Consider the following 15447-nt stretch of genomic DNA (forward strand, 5'->3'; position numbering starts at 1 on the left):
TCGTGAGCATGCGGGTGGCGATGATGACTCGGGAGTACCCACCCGAGGTTTACGGCGGGGCAGGCGTACACGTCACCGAGCTCGTCGCGCAGCTGCGACATCTGTGCGAGGTCGATGTGCACTGCATGGGTGCGCCTCGCGCGGGCGCGATCGTCGCCCAGCCCGATCCGGCGCTACTGGGCGCCAACCCCGCATTGTCGACCCTGTCGGCCGACCTCGACATGGTCAACACCTCCGGGCAGGCATCGGTGGTGCACTCGCACACGTGGTACGCCGGGCTGGCAGGTCACCTCGCCGCGCTGTTGTACGGCATCCCCCATGTGCTGACCGCACACTCACTGGAGCCGATGCGGCCGTGGAAGGCCGAACAGCTGGGCGGCGGATACCGGGTGTCGTCCTGGGTGGAGAAGACCGCCGTGGAAGCAGCCGACGCGGTGATCGCGGTGAGCTCGGGCATGCGCGACGACGTGCTGAGGACCTATCCGTCGCTGGATCCGAACCGGGTGCATGTGGTGCGCAACGGGATCGACACGGAAGTCTGGCATCCGGCCCCCGCGCACCCCGACGAGTCGGTGCTCGCCGAACTCGGCGTCGACCCGACCCGCCCGATCGCGGCGTTCGTCGGACGGATCACCCGCCAGAAAGGCGTCCCGCACCTGATCGCCGCGGCACACCGGTTCGCACCGGATATCCAGCTGGTGCTCTGCGCCGGCGCGCCGGACACCCCCGAAATCGCGGCGGAGGTGACGGAGGCCGTTCAGGACCTGGCCCGCAGCCGCACGGGCGTGTTCTGGGTGCGCGAAATGCTGCCGATCTCCAAAATCCGCGAAATACTCTCAGCTGCAACAGTTTTCGTATGTCCATCGGTTTACGAACCCCTCGGAATCGTCAACCTGGAGGCGATGGCCTGTGCGACGGCAGTGGTGGCGTCCGACGTCGGCGGCATTCCCGAGGTGGTCTCCGACGGTCACACCGGCACGCTGGTGCACTACGACGCCGAGGACCGGACGGGATTCGAGTCCCGGCTGGCCGATGCGGTCAACGCCGTCGTGGCCGACCCCGAGAAAGCCCGCCAGTACGGTCTGGCAGGGCGGCAGCGCTGTATCGAGGAGTTCTCGTGGGCGCACATCGCCGAGCAGACCCTCGAGATCTATCGGAAGGTCACTTCCTAGGCGTATATCCTCGCGGACACGCGTGGCACTAGCTGGTGACGCCCTTGAGTTCGTCGCCGAGCGCGGCCGCTTCATCGGGGGTCAGTTCGACGACCAAACGTCCGCCGCCCTCCAGCGGTACTCGCATCACGATGCCTCGCCCCTCCTTTGTTGCTTCCAGGGGACCGTCGCCAGTCCGGGGCTTCATCGCCGCCATCGAGTGCTCCCTCCACATGAGCCAGCCCGCACGGTGGGCCTAACGAATTCACTCTATTGTTCCCTATCCGCGGCATGGAGTGTGCAAAGACCCGGGTAAGACCGCCCGAGAGCAGCCGAGATCGGCGTCCTCAGCGAGTTTTGGTCGCCTCGACGAAGTACCCCCGGGGAGCATCGGGGACGTCGGCAGGGATGGCAGGCGTGGGCCATCGGCCCCACCGGTGACCGGGGTCGGCCACGTCGGTGACGTCGGCCGACCAGCCGAGGCGTTCGGCGAGTTCACCCGGCGCATCGGTGGCGAACAGCCACGGCGACCCCTGCTCGGCCATGGACTTCAGGAGTCCGGCCATGAAGGGAGCGTTCAGCAGCGCCGCACCGACAATGTCGTACAGCAGCACCGAGCCGGGCGCAGAGAGGTCGTCGATGCGCGCGAACAGCGTTCGCACCGCGGTCTCGTCCAGATACTGCAGCAGACCCTCGATCAACCAGGCCGACGGCGCCTCCGGATCCAGGCCGGCGGACCGCAGCGCGCCGGTCCAGTCGTCGGCCAGGTCGACGCCGAGCGCCACCCGCCGGCACCGAGCCTCGACGTCGGCCATCCGCTCGCCCTTGGCGGCGATCACCTGCTGCTGGTCCAGCTCGAACACCGCGGTTCCTGCCGGCCACGGCAACCGGAAGGCCCGCGCGTCCAGGCCTGCGGCGACGATCACGACCTGATTCACGGAGTCGGTCGCGCGCAGCAGGGCCTCGTCCCAGAAGCGAGTGCGGACGACGATCTGCGTCGCCGACTGATCGCCGACCTCGGCGACCATGCGCGCCAGCATCTCCATACCGGCCTCGCCGGCAAGCCGCCGCGCGAACGGGTCGGTGAACAGGCGGTCGTCCCGCGCCGATTCGCGTGCCCTCATGGCTGCGACCAGAACGCCCGTATCGGCCACCGCCCTCATGCTTTTCTCGGTCATGGCGTCGTCCTCGGCACCCAGCAGTCCGCGGTGTGGTCGTCGACCATGCCGGTCGCCTGCATCAGGGCGTACGCGGTTGTCGGCCCGACGAACCGGAAGCCACGGCGTTTCAGTTCTTTGGCCATCGCGGTCGACTCCGGGGTGACCGCCGGGACGTCGGACATGGCCGCCGGGCGCGGCTTCGACGGCGGTGCGAACGACCACAGCAGCTCGGCCAGATCCACATCCAGATCAGCGACCGCGTGGGCGTTGGCGATGGTCGCCTCGATCTTCGCGCGGTTGCGCACGATGCCGGCGTCGTCCATCAACCTCGCGATATCGCGTTCGCCGTAGCGCGCGACACGCTCGACGTCGAACTCGTGGAACGCACGGCGGAAGTTATCCCGCTTGCGCAGGATGATCAGCCACGACAGCCCACTCTGGAACGCCTCGAGCGTGACCCGCTCGAACAACGCCTTCGAGTCCCGCAGGGGCTGCCCCCACTCGGTGTCGTGATAGTCGCGGTACATCACGAAATCATCGGCAGACAACCGTGATTCGTCGATCCAGGCACATCGGACGCGATCATCGCCCGCCGCGGTCATCCTTCGCCCTCGGCCTCCGGCGACGCCAGCGCGTGTGCGCCGCCCTCGATGCGATGCTCTGCCTCGTCGTCGTCGCTGATTCCGTGCGCCGCGCGCACCGCGGCGAGTTGGCCGCGCACCAGATCCAGCTCTTGGCCCAACCGGTCGAGCACCCAGTCCACCTCGCTCGTCTTGTAGCCGCGCAGCGTCTGGCTGAACTTGACTGCGTCGACGTCGGCGCCGGTGACTCCGGACGCCGGCAACACGGTGGCGGTCGTATCGCGCGGCAGCGGCGGCAGTGTCTCGCCGCGTCCGAAGAGCACGCTGCCCAACGCGAACAGCACGACGGCGATCAGGATCAGCACCACCAGATACAGCAGAACCAGGGTCACGCCCTCGATACTGCCCGATGGCTCAGACAAGCACGCGCGGTGAGGCCGCTATTTGAGCGGACGCAGGCTGTTCATCGGCGGACGGTCGACCAGCGACACCTCCGATGTGCGCGGCGTGAAATCGTCGCCGTCGGCGAAGAACTGCGTCAGGCCCACGCCCGAGTCCGGTACTCCGCACCGTGAGAACAGGGTCGCGATGACCTGTCTGCTCATCGCGGCGAGTTCGGTCAGCGGCCGGTTGCGGTGCTCCCGCACACCGAGATTCACTTGGGCGATCGCATCCAGCCCCAGGCGGTCGTAGGTGTCCACGAGCAGGCCGATCTCCACGCCGTACCCCGGTGCGAACGGCACCGAGGTGAGCAGTTCGCGGGTGCCCGCGTATTCGCCGCCAAGGGGCTGCAGCAGGCAGGTCAGCTCGGGACGCAGCGCGGCGAGCAGCGGCCTGGCCACCAGCTCGGTGACGCGGCCGCCGCCGTTGGCGTCTTCGCTTCCGCTCACCTTCAGCGGCCGCCGGTAGAAGCCCTTGACCAGGTGCACACCGTCCGCGGTGAGCAGCGGACCCACCAATTTGGGCACGAACATCGGGTCCGGATCGATGAGGTCGGAGTCGACGAAGACGATGATGTCGCCGGTCGCGACGGCCAACGACCGCCACAGCACTTCGCCCTTACCCGGCTGCGGTGTGACCTCGGGCAGCGCGACCTCGCGGCTGATCACCCTGGCGCCCGCGGCGAGCGCACGGATCTCGGTGTCGTCGGTCGAGCCGGAGTCAAGCACGATCAGCTCGTCGACCAGACCGCCGACCAGGGGCGAGATGGTCTCGATGACGCTTGCGACCGTCTCCTCCTCGTTGAGGGCGGGCAGCACGACCGAGATGGTGCGCCCGGCTTTGGCCGCCTCGAGTTCGGCGATGGTCCACATAGGCCGGCTCCAGCTGTTGTCGGCCAGCCAGGGGTGTTCCGCGATATCGGCGGCGGCCAGCTCCGGTAGCAGTGTCATGCCAGTCCCCTCACTGTGCGCGTCGGTGGACGCGTTCCCTGGATCGACGCAACCATTTCCAGTACGCGTCGAGTGGGCCCCACCTCGTGCACTCGGAACATGGCGGCACCATCGGCAGCGGCCAGGGCGGTCGCGGCCAAAGTGCCTTCCAAGCGTTCGGTCAGGTCCACACCCAAAGTTTCCCCGACAAAATCTTTGTTGCTCAGCGCCATCAGGACCGGCCATCCAGTTTTTACAAGGTCTTTCACGTGGCGCAACAAACTAAGACCGTGATAAGTGTTTTTGCCGAAATCGTGGGTCGGATCGATCAACACCGCGTTTCGCGAAACGCCCGCCGCGACCGCGCGCTGAGCGGCTGCCGTCACCTCGGCGATCACATCGTCGACGACGCCGCGTTCCGTCGTGCCGTAGTTGATCCGGAAGGGGCGTGTGCGCGGTACGGCGCCGCCCGTGTGTGAGCAGACCAGGCCTGCGCCGAACTCCGCAGCGACCTCCGGCAGGCCGGGGTCGTGGCCGCCCCAGGTGTCGTTGATCAGATCCGCGCCGGCCGCACAGGCCTGTTTGGCCACCGTGGCGCGCCAGGTGTCGACACTGATCAGCAGGTCGGGATAGGTGTCGCGGAGCCATTCGATGAACGGGACGACGCGGGCGATCTCCTCGTCGACATCGACCGAGCTTCCAGGCCCCGCCTTGACGCCGCCCACGTCGACGACGTCGGCACCGTCTTCGATCACGCGGTGGGCGGCCGTTTTGGCGGCCTCATCGGTGAAGGTGGCGCCGCGGTCGTAGAACGAATCCGGGGTGCGGTTGACGATCGCCATGATCAGCGCGCGATCGGCGGCCACGGGACGGCCCAAGAACGTCGACTGCACGCCACCAGGCTACGGGGGCCTGCGATTTCGCCTAGTTCTTGGGCTTCTTGCCCGCGGCGACCTCTTCCGGGTATTCGTCGTAGAACTCGACGTAGCCCTCATCGCGACCGGCGAGGACGTAGATCGGGTCCTCGATCTTGTCGGCCTCCTCGTCGCCTTCACCCGAGGTGCCGCCGTAACCCTCCTTGCGCAGGTCGCCTTTCTGGCTCTTGAACGTCGACGTGTGCGCCAGTTCTTTCACCACCCGGACGAACAGCGGCACCGCGTAGCCGGGCAGCCGCTCGTACGCGGCCTTCGCCAGGGCCTTTCCGTCGAACTCCTCGCCGTCCTTGAGCTGGATCGCCACCATGCCTGCGCGACCGCCCGCGCCTTCGACCTCGACGCCGAACACGGTGGCCTCCTCGACCTGCGAATCCCGCGACACCGCCGCCTCGACCTCGGTGGTCGCGACGTTCTCGCCCTTCCACCGGAACGTGTCGCCGAGCCGGTCGGTGAACGCGGCGTGCCCGAACCCCTGCGAGCGCATCAGGTCGCCGGTGTTGAACCAGGTGTCGCCTTCCTTGAACGCGTCGCGGACAAGCTTCTTCTCGCTGGCCTTCTTGTCGGTGTAGCCGTCGAAGGGCTGGAAGTTGCTCACCTTCGACAGCAGCAGACCCGGTTCGCCGGTCTTGACCTTGCGCACCCGCCCGTTCTTGTCGCGCACCGGCTCTCCGGTCTCGCCGTCGTACTCCACGAACGCCACCGGCGTCGGGCAGATCCCTGTCGACTTGTCGATGTTGAGCACGTTGACGAATGCGGTGTTGCCCTCGCTGGCGCCGTAGAACTCGCAGACCCGCGGGATGCCGAACCTCTTGGTGAAATCGTCCCAGATGGCGGGCCGCAGCCCGTTACCGATGATCACCCGCACCCTGTGCTTGCGGTCGGTGTCTTTGGGCTCCTGGTTGAGCAGATAGGCGCAGACCTCGCCGATGTAGATGAACGCCGTCGCCTTGTAGCGGATCACGTCGTCCCAGAACTTCGACGCGGAGAACGACTTGCCCAACGCCAGGGTCGCACCGGCGTTGATCGTCGATCCGAGCGCGACCGTCAGCGCGTTGTTGTGATAGAGCGGCAGGCAGCAGTACAGGACGTCGTCACTGTGCAGCCGCAGGCCCAGCCCGCCGAAGCCGGCGAGTGCGCGCAGCCAGCGGTAGTGGGTCATGACGCTGGCCTTGGGCATTCCGGTGGTGCCCGAGGTGAAGATGTAGAACGCCTTGTCCTTGGCCAGCACCGCGGCCGTCGCCGCGGGGTCCTGGGTGGGGGCGGTGGCGGCGAGGCGGTCCAGCTCCTCGAGTGTCATCAGACCCTCGGTGTCGGCGCCGCTGTCGGTGATCTCCTCGATCAGGTCGGTCTCCGCGATGGTCGCCTTGGCGTCCAGCAGTCCGATGCTGTGGGCCAGCACATCGCCGCGCTGGTGATAGTTGAGCATTCCCGCGATGGCGCCGCACTTGACCACAGCCAGCATGAGCACCACTGTCTGCGGCGAGTTCTTCAGCATGATCCCGACGACATCGCCATGGCCAACGCCCCGCGCGGCCAGCACCGCGGCGTAGCGGTTGGCGGCCTCGTTCGCCTGGCGGTAGTTCAGCTCCTGATCCTCGAACCGGACGAACACCCGATCGCCGTAGCGCGCCGCGCGGTCCTGGAAGACCTTGCCGATCGATGTCTTGGCGGTCGGGCGCGCCATGAATCCGGTCAGCGCGCCGCGCACCATCACCGGTGCGTCCATCAACAAGCGCGGCAATCGGGTGGCGATGTCGAGCAGTCCGACACTGCTCCTGACGCCGGACTTCTGATCGGTCATCCGCTGATCCCCCTCCGATGTTCTCGTGCAGAACACCCTATCGGCGCGGGTCAACGCGTTCAGCGCCCGGTTCGCAGGCGGCCAGCGCGGTGTCGACGTCGTCGACGACCACCAACCGATCCAGCGCACCTTGGGCGACATAACCGCTGTCGACCAGCCCATGCAGCCATGTGAGCAGGCCGGTGTAATGCCCGATCGGATCGAGCACGACCACCGGCTTGGCGTGCATACCCAGGTATCCGGCGGTCCACGCCTCGAAGAATTCCTCCAGCGTGCCGATGCCGCCGGGCAGGGCGATGAACGCATCGGCGCGGTCCTCCATCACCTGCTTGCGTTCGCGCATGGTGTCGGTGACGACGAGCTCGTCGGCGTCGACGTCGGCGACCTCGCGATGCACCAGCGCCTTGGGAATCACTCCGACGGTATGACCGCCGCGCTGCCTGGCCGCGCTGGCCAACGCGCCCATCGCCGACACGTTCCCGCCGCCGGACACCAGCGTCCAGCCGCGCTCCGCGATCGCCGAGCCGACGCGCTCGGCGAGCGTCAGCAGCTCGGGATGCGCCGGTCCCGACGCGCAGTAGACACACACCGCCCATTCGCGGTCGGGTTCTGGGGACACACGCTAAAACCTAGCCATAGACTCGCGCGGTGCCGATTGAGTGGGTGACCGTGCCGCTTGAACCGGCGCTGGAAACTCTCGAAGCCGGGTGGGGCACTCGGGCCGGGACGGTGATCATCGGCCCGGCGGGAGTTGGCAAGACCACGCTGGCGCGAGCCGCCGTCGCGCGTTTGGGCGCCCAGTTCGACCGCGTCGACTGGGTCACGGCGACGGCGCCGACCGCCACAATTCCGTTCGCCGCGTTCAGCCACCTCATCGAGGTACCGGATACCGGTAAGACCGCGGAGGTGCTGCGGAACGCCCGCGAGTCACTCGGCGATGGCCGGCTGCTGGTGGTGGACGACGCTCACCTATTGGACAAGTTGTCGGCGGCGCTGGTCCATCAACTGGCCGTCAGTGGGACAACGAAGCTCATAGTGGCGGTCGCGCCCAACGGACCTGTGGCTGAGGAGATTTCGGCGCTTTGGGAGGACGACCTACTTGAGCGCCTCGAGCTGCAACCCGCGGGTCATGAAGACAGCAGAGTGGCCACTATGGTCGAACAATTCGTCGCGGCGCTACCGGCCACTGCTCATCGTGTGTTGGAGTACCTGGCCGTCGACGATCCGCTCCCCCTCGCCCAGCTCTCCGAGCTGGTGAGCCGCGAGGCCGTCGCCGAGGCGGAGTCCGCCGGCGCGGTCGTTGTCGACGACGACCAAGTGCGACCGGCCCATCCGTTGTTCGTCGACGCCGTGCGCGACGCGATGGGAGGCCCGGAACTGCGCCGACTGCGCACCGAGCTCGTCGAGCGACTCGGCGCCGCGCCCCCTCGCGACGTGGTGGGCCTGTTACGGCTCGCCGTTCTGGCACTGGACGCCGACAGACCGCAGCCGACCGCAGAATTGGTCAAGGCCGCCGGGGAGGCCCTGCGGCTCGGCGACCTGGTGCTGTCCGAACGCCTCGGCCGCGCCGCGCTGCAACGCGCGCCCGACCTGTCCGCGCGGCTCACGCTGGCCTACGCTCTGGCCTGGCAGGGCCGGGGCCGCGACGCGGATTCTGTTCTGTCCCAAGTGGATCCGTCGAAGCTCTCAGAACCCGAGCTGATGGCGTGGACGTTACCCGTTGCAGCCAACCAATTCTGGATGCTGTCCGAGCCCGAGCGGGCCACCGCGTTCCTGAAGGCGACGCGGAACAAGGTGTCCTCGCCCGCCGCCCAAATCACGCTCGACGCGTTGTCGGCGACGTTCGCGATGAACGCAGGCGGACCGGCGCGCGCACTCGAGGTCGCCAACGAGGTCCTGGCGTCACCGTCGGCCGATGACACCGCGGTCGGCTGGGCGGCCGCTGCGGCGGCGTTGAGTTCGGCACGGATGGGCCACTTCTCCGAGGTCGACGGATTCGCAGAACGGGCGATCGCCGCGGGACATCCTGGGCTGCTGCGGTTCACCAGCGGCTTCGGCCAGACGACCGCGCTCGTGATGGCAGGCGAACTGGACCGGGCGCAGGAACTGGCTCAGCAGCTCACCGATTTCGCGCAGCTACAGCAGCCTGGACGCGCCATCGGTGAAGTGCTGATCGCCGATGTGCTGATCGCGAAGGGCGAACTCGAGTCGGCGACGCGGTTGTTGCGCAGGGCAGCCTCGGCGTTGGCGCCGACCGGCTACTCGTGGAGCCCGCTGGCATGGATGCTGCTTGCCCAGGCGCTCGGCCAGCAAGGCGCGACCGTTGAAGCGGGAAAGGCGTTGGCCCGGGCTGAATCTCGACATGGTTTGAAGTCGATGCTGTTCGCGCCGGAACTCGCGTTGGCGCGCGCATGGACGATGTCCGCTCGGGGCGACAAGCACGGGGCGATCGCCGCGGCACGTGACGCGGCACGCGCCGCCGAACGTGGTGGACAGTCGGCGGTCGTGTTGCGGGTCTTGTTCGATGCGGTGCGGCTCGGCGACAATCGGGCGGCCGACGGTATCGCGCGGGCGAGTCAGGACATCGACTGTGTGGTGGGCCAGGTGGCACAGGCACATGCGCGCGCCCTCGCCGGCGGCGATGCTTCCGAATTGCGCGACGTGGCAAAGAGATTGGCCGCCATCGGTATGGACCGGGCCGCCGAAGACGCGACAGCGCAGGCCGCCGAGCTATAGCCTGCGGCCGACGTCGTCCTCGCCCGCTTGCCGCGGCTCCGGCGGTGCGACAGGTGCCGGGCCCGCACCAGCGCTGCCGTTCTGGGGTCCGGAGGCCAGGTCACCTTCGTCGGCGCGCAGCAACGGCTCGCGCTGCGGCGGTGTCTGTTGTTCGTTCGGGCGATCGTGTTCGTCGGCGCGCTGTTCGAGACGCTCCACCCGCTGCTCGAGCGGATCTCGCCCTGGCGGAGCCCCCGGCGCCCCAGGTGCCGCCCCGCCCGGCGCGACCACAGGTGCTCCCCCTGCCGGTGCACCTCCGGCCGGTTGGCCACCTTCGCCACCACCGCCCTGGGCAGCCTTCATCACCTGCTCGATCAGCGACCCGAACATGCCGGATCCTCCTTGGGCCGCCTGCGCGGGCGCGCCCGCCATCTGACCCATCTGGCCGGCTTGTTCGCCGAGCTTGCCGAGCATGCCGACCACCTGACCGACCGACTGCGATCCGGAGTCGTCGGAATTCGTGTACGCCGCTTGGGCGGCGCCCAACTTCCCGGAGTAGGTGTGCTCCTTCGCCTGCAGCGCAGCAACGTTCGCGGTCAATTCCGCGGCCAGCGTCGGAAGCACGGCCGAGATCGTCGCACTCATCGCGTCCGGACCGGGCGGAAGCATTGGTATCTCCGGCAATTCGACCGATGCCGCGTTCCAGCTGATGCCCTCGGGCTTTTTCAGCGGGCTACCCATCGCAGTCCTCCCCTGTTCGTGACACCGTCACCAGTCATCGTCGACGTCGTCCTCGTCGAGGTCGTGATCGAGCGGTGCGGGTACGGCCAGTCCGGCCGTCGTGCCGCCACTCTCGCCGCGCGCACCCCCCATCATCGGACCCATTCCCCCCATGCCGCCCATGCCGCCGCCCGCAGCCATCGGCGCCACGCCTCCGACCGCGGTGCTGCCGGCAAGTGCGCCGTCGGCGGGAGCGGTGGACACGGGCTTGCTGTTGCCCACGAGATTCGCCATCAACGGCGTCTGCGAGGGCACACCTCCGGAGCCGGGCAGTGACGCTGCGCGCACCATGCCGGAGCCGCCGCCCGCACCGCCTCCGCCCGCCAGCGGGTGATTGGAGAAGGCCGAGAACGGCATACCCGCCGCGCCCATCGAATCCGCCTTGCCGCCCTGGCCGAACAGTGAGGTCAGCTGCTGCAGCGGTTGCGACAACTGCTGCAACGGCTGGGTCATCTGCTGGGGTACCTGCATCAGCATCTGGGGGAGTTGTCCGGCCATCGACCCGAGTTGGCTGAGCATCTGCATCGCCTGGTCGGAGCCCTGACCGGCTTGTTTCGTGGCCTCTTCGCTCGACTTCTCGGCCTCTTTGGCGCCGGGCACCGACGGGGCCCCGGGCAGCGGGAGGCTCGGCGGCACACCAAGCGTATTCGCGAGCTCGGTCGTATTGGAGGTCACGTTGGCCATGTTCTGCGACAGGCCCATCATGGCCCGGCTTCTGGCCAGCTCAGCGGCGTTGGGGAAGGGCATCGCGGCGATCCCCTCGCACTCGGCCTGTGTCTCCTGCGCGATTGTGTTGGCCAGCAGTTTCGTCTTCACGACCGACGCCTCCATGGCGCGCAGCTTGACCGCGATCGCGGTGGCGTGCGCGGCGTTGGCCTCATGGCCGCCGATGATCGTGGTCGCCTCGCCCGCGGCGGCCATCGACCCCGTGCCCTCCCATACGTCGGTGAGCTTCATCAGCTGTCCCTGCTGCTGAGGGACGACAGTGCCGCTGATTTTGGCCGCGAGCGCCTCGTACGTGGCGGCCGCCGCTGCCAGCGCCTCCTCGTCGACGTTCGGCCAGCCCGGGCCGGTCACTGTCTGACCCCCGTACGGACTGGTGTCGGGCTCGATCGCCATAGAGACCAAATTTACCGTGCCCGCGGTAGCTGCCGGACCGCAAATTCGACCAGTCAAGATCGACGATCAGCGCCGACTAGACCGGATCCAGCCGCCCTGCCGATAGCCGCAGGGTGCGTTGGACGCCGATCTCCGCGAGGAACCGTTCGTCGTGGCTGACGACGATGAATGCGCCCTCATAGGCGTTCAGCGCGGCCTGGAGCTGGCCGACACTGTTCAGATCGAGGTTGTTGGTCGGCTCGTCGAGCAGCAGCAGTTGCGGCGCTGGTTCGGCATAGAGCACGCACGCCAGCGTCGCGCGCAACCGCTCGCCACCGGACAGTGCCGCCACCGGCAGGTGTATGCGGTCGCCGCGAAACAGGAACCGGGCCAGCAGATGCATACGCCGCGTTTCCGACAGGTTCGGCGCCGACGCCGCGAGGCTTTCCGCGACCGTGGATTCGGGGTGCAGCAGGTCGAGACGCTGGGACAGATACGCCACGCGGCCGTCGGCACGCTCGACGGTTCCCTCGTCGGGCGCCAGCTCGCCGCCGATGATCCGCAGCAGGGTCGACTTGCCCGCGCCGTTCGGCCCGGTGAGCGCGATGCGTTCGGGGCCACGCAGCGTCAGCTCCACGTCGGTGAACAGTGACCGGCCGCCGCGGCCGGCCCCCACCCCTTCGGCCCGTACCACCGTGCGTCCGGCGGGCACGTTCGTATCCGGCAGCTCCAGAACGATCACGTCGTCGTCCCGAAGCGCGCGCTCGGCCTCGTCGAGGCGGGTCCTGGCGTCGGTGACGCGGGCCGCGTTGACCCCGTCGATCCGGCCCGCCGACTCCTGCGCACTGCGCTTGCGCGCGCCCGCGATGATTTTCGGCAGCCCGGCATCCTTGACATTCCGGGCTGCCGTCGAGGATCGCCGGGCCGCGCGCTCGCGAGCCTGCTGCATCTCGCGCTTCTCGCGTTTGAGTTGCTGTTCGGCATTGCGGATATTGCTCTCCGCAACACGTTGGGCGTTGCCGAGTGCTTGCTCGTACATCGTGAAATTACCGCCGTAGAACAGCATTTCGCCGCGTTCGATGTCGCCGCCGGGGCGGCTCCGGCGGTGCAGCTCGGCGATGCGGTCCACCCGGTCGAGCAGCATCCGGTCGTGGCTGACCACCAGCAGGCATCCGGTGAAGTCGTCGAGCGTGTCGTACAGCTTGTGGCGCGCATCGGCATCGAGGTTGTTGGTCGGCTCGTCGAGCAGAAGCACGTCGGGTTGCGCGAGCAGCTGCGCGGCCAGTCCCACGGAGACGACCTCGCCGCCGGACAGCGAGCCGAGGCGCCGGTCGAGGTCGAGGTGGCCGAGGCCGAGCCGGTCGAGCTGGGCGTGACTGCGCTCCTCGACATCCCAGTCGTCACCGATGGCGGCGAATACGGCGTCATCGGCGTTCCCACCGGCCAGTGCATCGAGCGCGTCGACGACGGATGCGACGCCGAGCACTTCGGCGACCGTCTTGTCCGCGGCGAACGGCAGCGTCTGCGGCAGGTAGGCGATCGTGCCGTCGGCGCTGATCGATCCGCCGGTGGGCGTGCGCTCGCCGACGATCAACTGGAGCAGCGTGCTCTTGCCTGCGCCGTTGGGGGCAACCAGGCCGGTGCGCCCATCGCCGAGGGCGAAGGACAGATCGGTGAACAGCGTTGTGCCGTCGGGGAATGCGAACGACAAACTCGAACAGGTGATCAAAGACATGCGAGAGATCTCTCGATAACAGAAACGACTTTCGGACACCGGAGTCGTTGTCTCACCGCATGCTTCCAGCGTACGGATTCGGTCAACCGGTTAAATATCTCCGCAGCATGTCCGTGGCGGCAGTGATGGCCGTGGTGTCGACGCGCTCGTCGACGCGGTGGGCAAGGTTCGGGTCGCCTGGTCCGTAGTTCACCGCCGGGATGCCGAGCGCGGCGAATCGCGCGACGTCGGTCCAGCCGTACTTCGCACGCACCTGGCCCCCAGCGGCGTCCACGAGGGCCGCGGCGGCAGGTGCGGTCAGACCCGGCAGCGCGCCGTTCGCCGCGTCGGTCAACTCGATCTCGACATCGAGCCCGTCGAACACCTCGTGCACATGGGCGGTGGCCTCATCGACACTGCGGTCGGGTGCGAAGCGGAAGTTCACCGTCAGCGAGGCGGCGTCGGGAATCACGTTGCCCGCGATCCCACCGTCGATACGTACCGCCGACAACCCCTCGCGGTAGGTGCAGCCGTCGATGTCCACGCTGCGCGCCTGATAGGACGACAGCCGATCGAGCACGGCACCGAGCTTGTGGATTGCGTTGTCGCCCAACCAGGATCGCGCGGAGTGCGCCCGGGTGCCCGAGGCGCTGACGACGACGCGCAACGTGCCCTGACAGCCAGCCTCGATGTAGCCGCCTGAGGGCTCGCCGAGAATCGCGACATCAGCCTGCAGCCACTCGGGAAGTTCACGTTCGATGCGGCCGAGACCATTGGCGGCGGCCTCGATCTCCTCGCAGTCGTACATCACCAGCGTGATGTCGTGTCGCGGTTCGGCCACCGTCGCGGCCAGGTGCAGGAACACCGCGTCACCCGATTTCATATCCGAGGTCCCGCAGCCGTGCAGTTGGCCGTCGGCCAGGCGGCTCGGCACGTTGTCGGCAGCGGGAACGGTGTCGACGTGTCCGGCGAGCAGCACCCTCGACGGCCGACCCAGGTTGGTGCGCGCAAGCACGGCGTCGGCGTTGCGCACGATCTCGAATCCGCTGGTCTGATCGCGTAGGGCGGCTTCGATCTCATCGGCGATGCGCCGCTCGTTGCGCGATTCGCTTGGAATGTCCACCAGCGCCGCGGTCAGGGCGATCGGGTCGCCGTGCAAGTCCAGGCCCACTCCCCTGACGTTAGTCTGAGCGGCGTGACTTCTGCTGCAGGTATAGGCCTTGCGACCCTCACGGCCGACGGGACGGTCCTCGATACGTGGTTCCCGGCGCCGGAACTCGGTGCCGACGGAGAGTCGGGCACCGTACGGCTGTCGGTCGCCGAGATTCCCGAGGAACTGGGTGTGCTGACCGGACCCGACGAGGCCCGCGGCGTCGAGATCGTCGCTGTCCGCACGGTCATCTCGTCGCTGGACGACAAAGCCACCGACGCCTACGACGCATATCTGCGGCTGCACCTGTTGTCTCATCGGCTGGTGGCGCCGCACGGACTGAACGCCGACGGCTTCTTCGGCCTGTTGACCAATGTGGTCTGGACCAATCACGGGCCGTGCGCGGTCGAGGACTTCGAGTTCGTGCGGGCCCGGCTGCGCCGCCGCTCTCCGGTGACCGTGTACGGCGTTGACAAGTTCCCGCGGATGGTGGACTACGTGCTGCCCGCGGGGGTGCGCGTCGCCGACGCCGACCGCGTGCGCCTTGGCGCGCACCTGGCTACCGGCACCACCGTGATGCACGAGGGCTTCGTCAATTTCAATGCGGGCACACTGGGAAACTCGATGGTCGAAGGCCGTATCTCGGCAGGCGTGGTCGTCGGTGACGGTTCCGACGTCGGCGGCGGTGCGTCGATCATGGGGACGCTGTCCGGCGGTGGTACGGAGGTCATCTCGGTGGGCAAGCGCTGCCTGCTCGGCGCGAACGCCGGGCTCGGCATCTCATTGGGCGACGATTGCGTCGTCGAGGCAGGCCTGTATGTCACCGCAGGCACCAAGGTGGCCACCGCCGACGGTCAGACCGTCAAGGCTCGCGAGCTCTCGGGCGCGAACAACCTTCTCTTCCGGCGTAATTCGGTCACCGGCGCGGTCGAGGTCGTCAAGCGCGACGGCACCGGCATCACGCTCAACGAGGCACTGCACGCCAACTGACG

The 15447-nt window shown here is 68.0% G+C and carries 15 protein-coding genes; 3 read left to right on the plus strand and 12 right to left on the minus strand.

Annotated features, from left to right (window positions below; genetic code table 11):
• The first annotated feature begins 8 nt into the window (after positions 1-8).
• Entirely contained in the window at positions 9-1172 is a 1164-nt protein-coding gene (gene glgA, locus AB4Z42_RS12645) for a glycogen synthase (protein WP_442009490.1), read from the plus strand.
• 28 nt (positions 1173-1200) lie between these two features.
• Here glgA and AB4Z42_RS12650 read toward each other — a convergent pair whose 3' ends face one another.
• From AB4Z42_RS12650 to AB4Z42_RS12685, 8 genes are all read right to left on the minus strand, one after another.
• Entirely contained in the window at positions 1201-1368 is a 168-nt protein-coding gene (locus AB4Z42_RS12650) for a DUF3117 domain-containing protein (protein WP_003406247.1), read from the minus strand.
• Between the two features lie 130 nt (positions 1369-1498).
• Complete coding sequence (locus tag AB4Z42_RS12655) at positions 1499-2329, minus strand: SAM-dependent methyltransferase (RefSeq protein WP_442009491.1); 831 nt, start codon at positions 2327-2329, stop codon at positions 1499-1501.
• Positions 2326-2913, minus strand: coding sequence for a DNA-3-methyladenine glycosylase I (locus AB4Z42_RS12660; protein WP_442009492.1), 588 nt, complete (start codon positions 2911-2913; stop codon positions 2326-2328). Before AB4Z42_RS12660 ends, AB4Z42_RS12655 begins: the two co-directional genes overlap by 4 nt.
• Positions 2910-3284 carry a DivIVA domain-containing protein gene (locus tag AB4Z42_RS12665; protein WP_442009493.1) on the minus strand — a complete coding sequence of 125 codons (375 nt, stop codon included), beginning with the start codon at positions 3282-3284 and terminating at the stop codon, positions 2910-2912. Before AB4Z42_RS12665 ends, AB4Z42_RS12660 begins: the two co-directional genes overlap by 4 nt.
• Positions 3285-3332: 48 nt before the next feature.
• Positions 3333-4283 (minus strand): glucosyl-3-phosphoglycerate synthase, encoded by a 951-nt coding sequence (locus AB4Z42_RS12670; RefSeq protein ID WP_442009494.1) that lies wholly within the window; start codon positions 4281-4283, stop codon positions 3333-3335.
• The gene (gene folP / locus AB4Z42_RS12675; RefSeq protein WP_442009587.1) at positions 4280-5104 is read right to left on the minus strand and encodes a dihydropteroate synthase; all 825 of its coding nucleotides are present in this window, start codon (positions 5102-5104) and stop codon (positions 4280-4282) included. Before folP ends, AB4Z42_RS12670 begins: the two co-directional genes overlap by 4 nt.
• A gap of 82 nt (positions 5105-5186) precedes the next feature.
• Positions 5187-6998: a long-chain-acyl-CoA synthetase FadD6 gene (gene fadD6, locus AB4Z42_RS12680; RefSeq protein ID WP_442009495.1), complete on the minus strand. Its 1812-nt coding sequence runs from the start codon at positions 6996-6998 to the stop codon at positions 5187-5189.
• Positions 6999-7035: 37 nt separating this feature from the next.
• Complete coding sequence (locus tag AB4Z42_RS12685) at positions 7036-7617, minus strand: TIGR00730 family Rossman fold protein (protein WP_442009496.1); 582 nt, start codon at positions 7615-7617, stop codon at positions 7036-7038.
• A gap of 29 nt (positions 7618-7646) precedes the next feature.
• On the opposite strand from AB4Z42_RS12685, the gene AB4Z42_RS12690 reads away from it, so the two are divergent.
• Positions 7647-9734 carry an AAA family ATPase gene (locus tag AB4Z42_RS12690; protein ID WP_442009497.1) on the plus strand — a complete coding sequence of 696 codons (2088 nt, stop codon included), beginning with the start codon at positions 7647-7649 and terminating at the stop codon, positions 9732-9734.
• Here AB4Z42_RS12690 and AB4Z42_RS12695 read toward each other — a convergent pair.
• The 4 genes from AB4Z42_RS12695 to dapE all read right to left on the minus strand — a co-directional run bounded on the left by AB4Z42_RS12695 (position 9729) and on the right by dapE (position 14476).
• Entirely contained in the window at positions 9729-10454 is a 726-nt protein-coding gene (locus tag AB4Z42_RS12695) for a hypothetical protein (protein ID WP_442009498.1), read from the minus strand. The two genes, AB4Z42_RS12690 and AB4Z42_RS12695, sit on opposite strands and share 6 nt — an antisense overlap.
• Before the next feature lie 27 nt (positions 10455-10481).
• On the minus strand, positions 10482-11612 hold the full coding sequence (locus AB4Z42_RS12700; protein ID WP_442009499.1) for a hypothetical protein: 1131 nt from the start codon (positions 11610-11612) through the stop codon (positions 10482-10484).
• Between the two features lie 76 nt (positions 11613-11688).
• Entirely contained in the window at positions 11689-13326 is a 1638-nt protein-coding gene (locus tag AB4Z42_RS12705) for an ABC-F family ATP-binding cassette domain-containing protein (RefSeq protein ID WP_442009500.1), read from the minus strand.
• Positions 13327-13408: 82 nt separating this feature from the next.
• Positions 13409-14476, minus strand: a complete 1068-nt coding sequence (gene dapE, locus AB4Z42_RS12710) for a succinyl-diaminopimelate desuccinylase (protein ID WP_442009501.1) — start codon at positions 14474-14476, stop codon at positions 13409-13411.
• A 15-nt stretch (positions 14477-14491) separates the two neighbouring features.
• Here dapE and dapD point away from each other — a divergent pair, with 15 nt between their 5' ends.
• Positions 14492-15445, plus strand: a complete 954-nt coding sequence (gene dapD / locus AB4Z42_RS12715; RefSeq protein WP_442009588.1) for a 2,3,4,5-tetrahydropyridine-2,6-dicarboxylate N-succinyltransferase — start codon at positions 14492-14494, stop codon at positions 15443-15445.
• Positions 15446-15447: the final 2 nt, after the last annotated feature.

The sequence above is a fragment of the Mycobacterium sp. 2YAF39 genome, assembly GCF_052114565.1.
In the GTDB taxonomy this organism is placed as follows: domain Bacteria; phylum Actinomycetota; class Actinomycetes; order Mycobacteriales; family Mycobacteriaceae; genus Mycobacterium.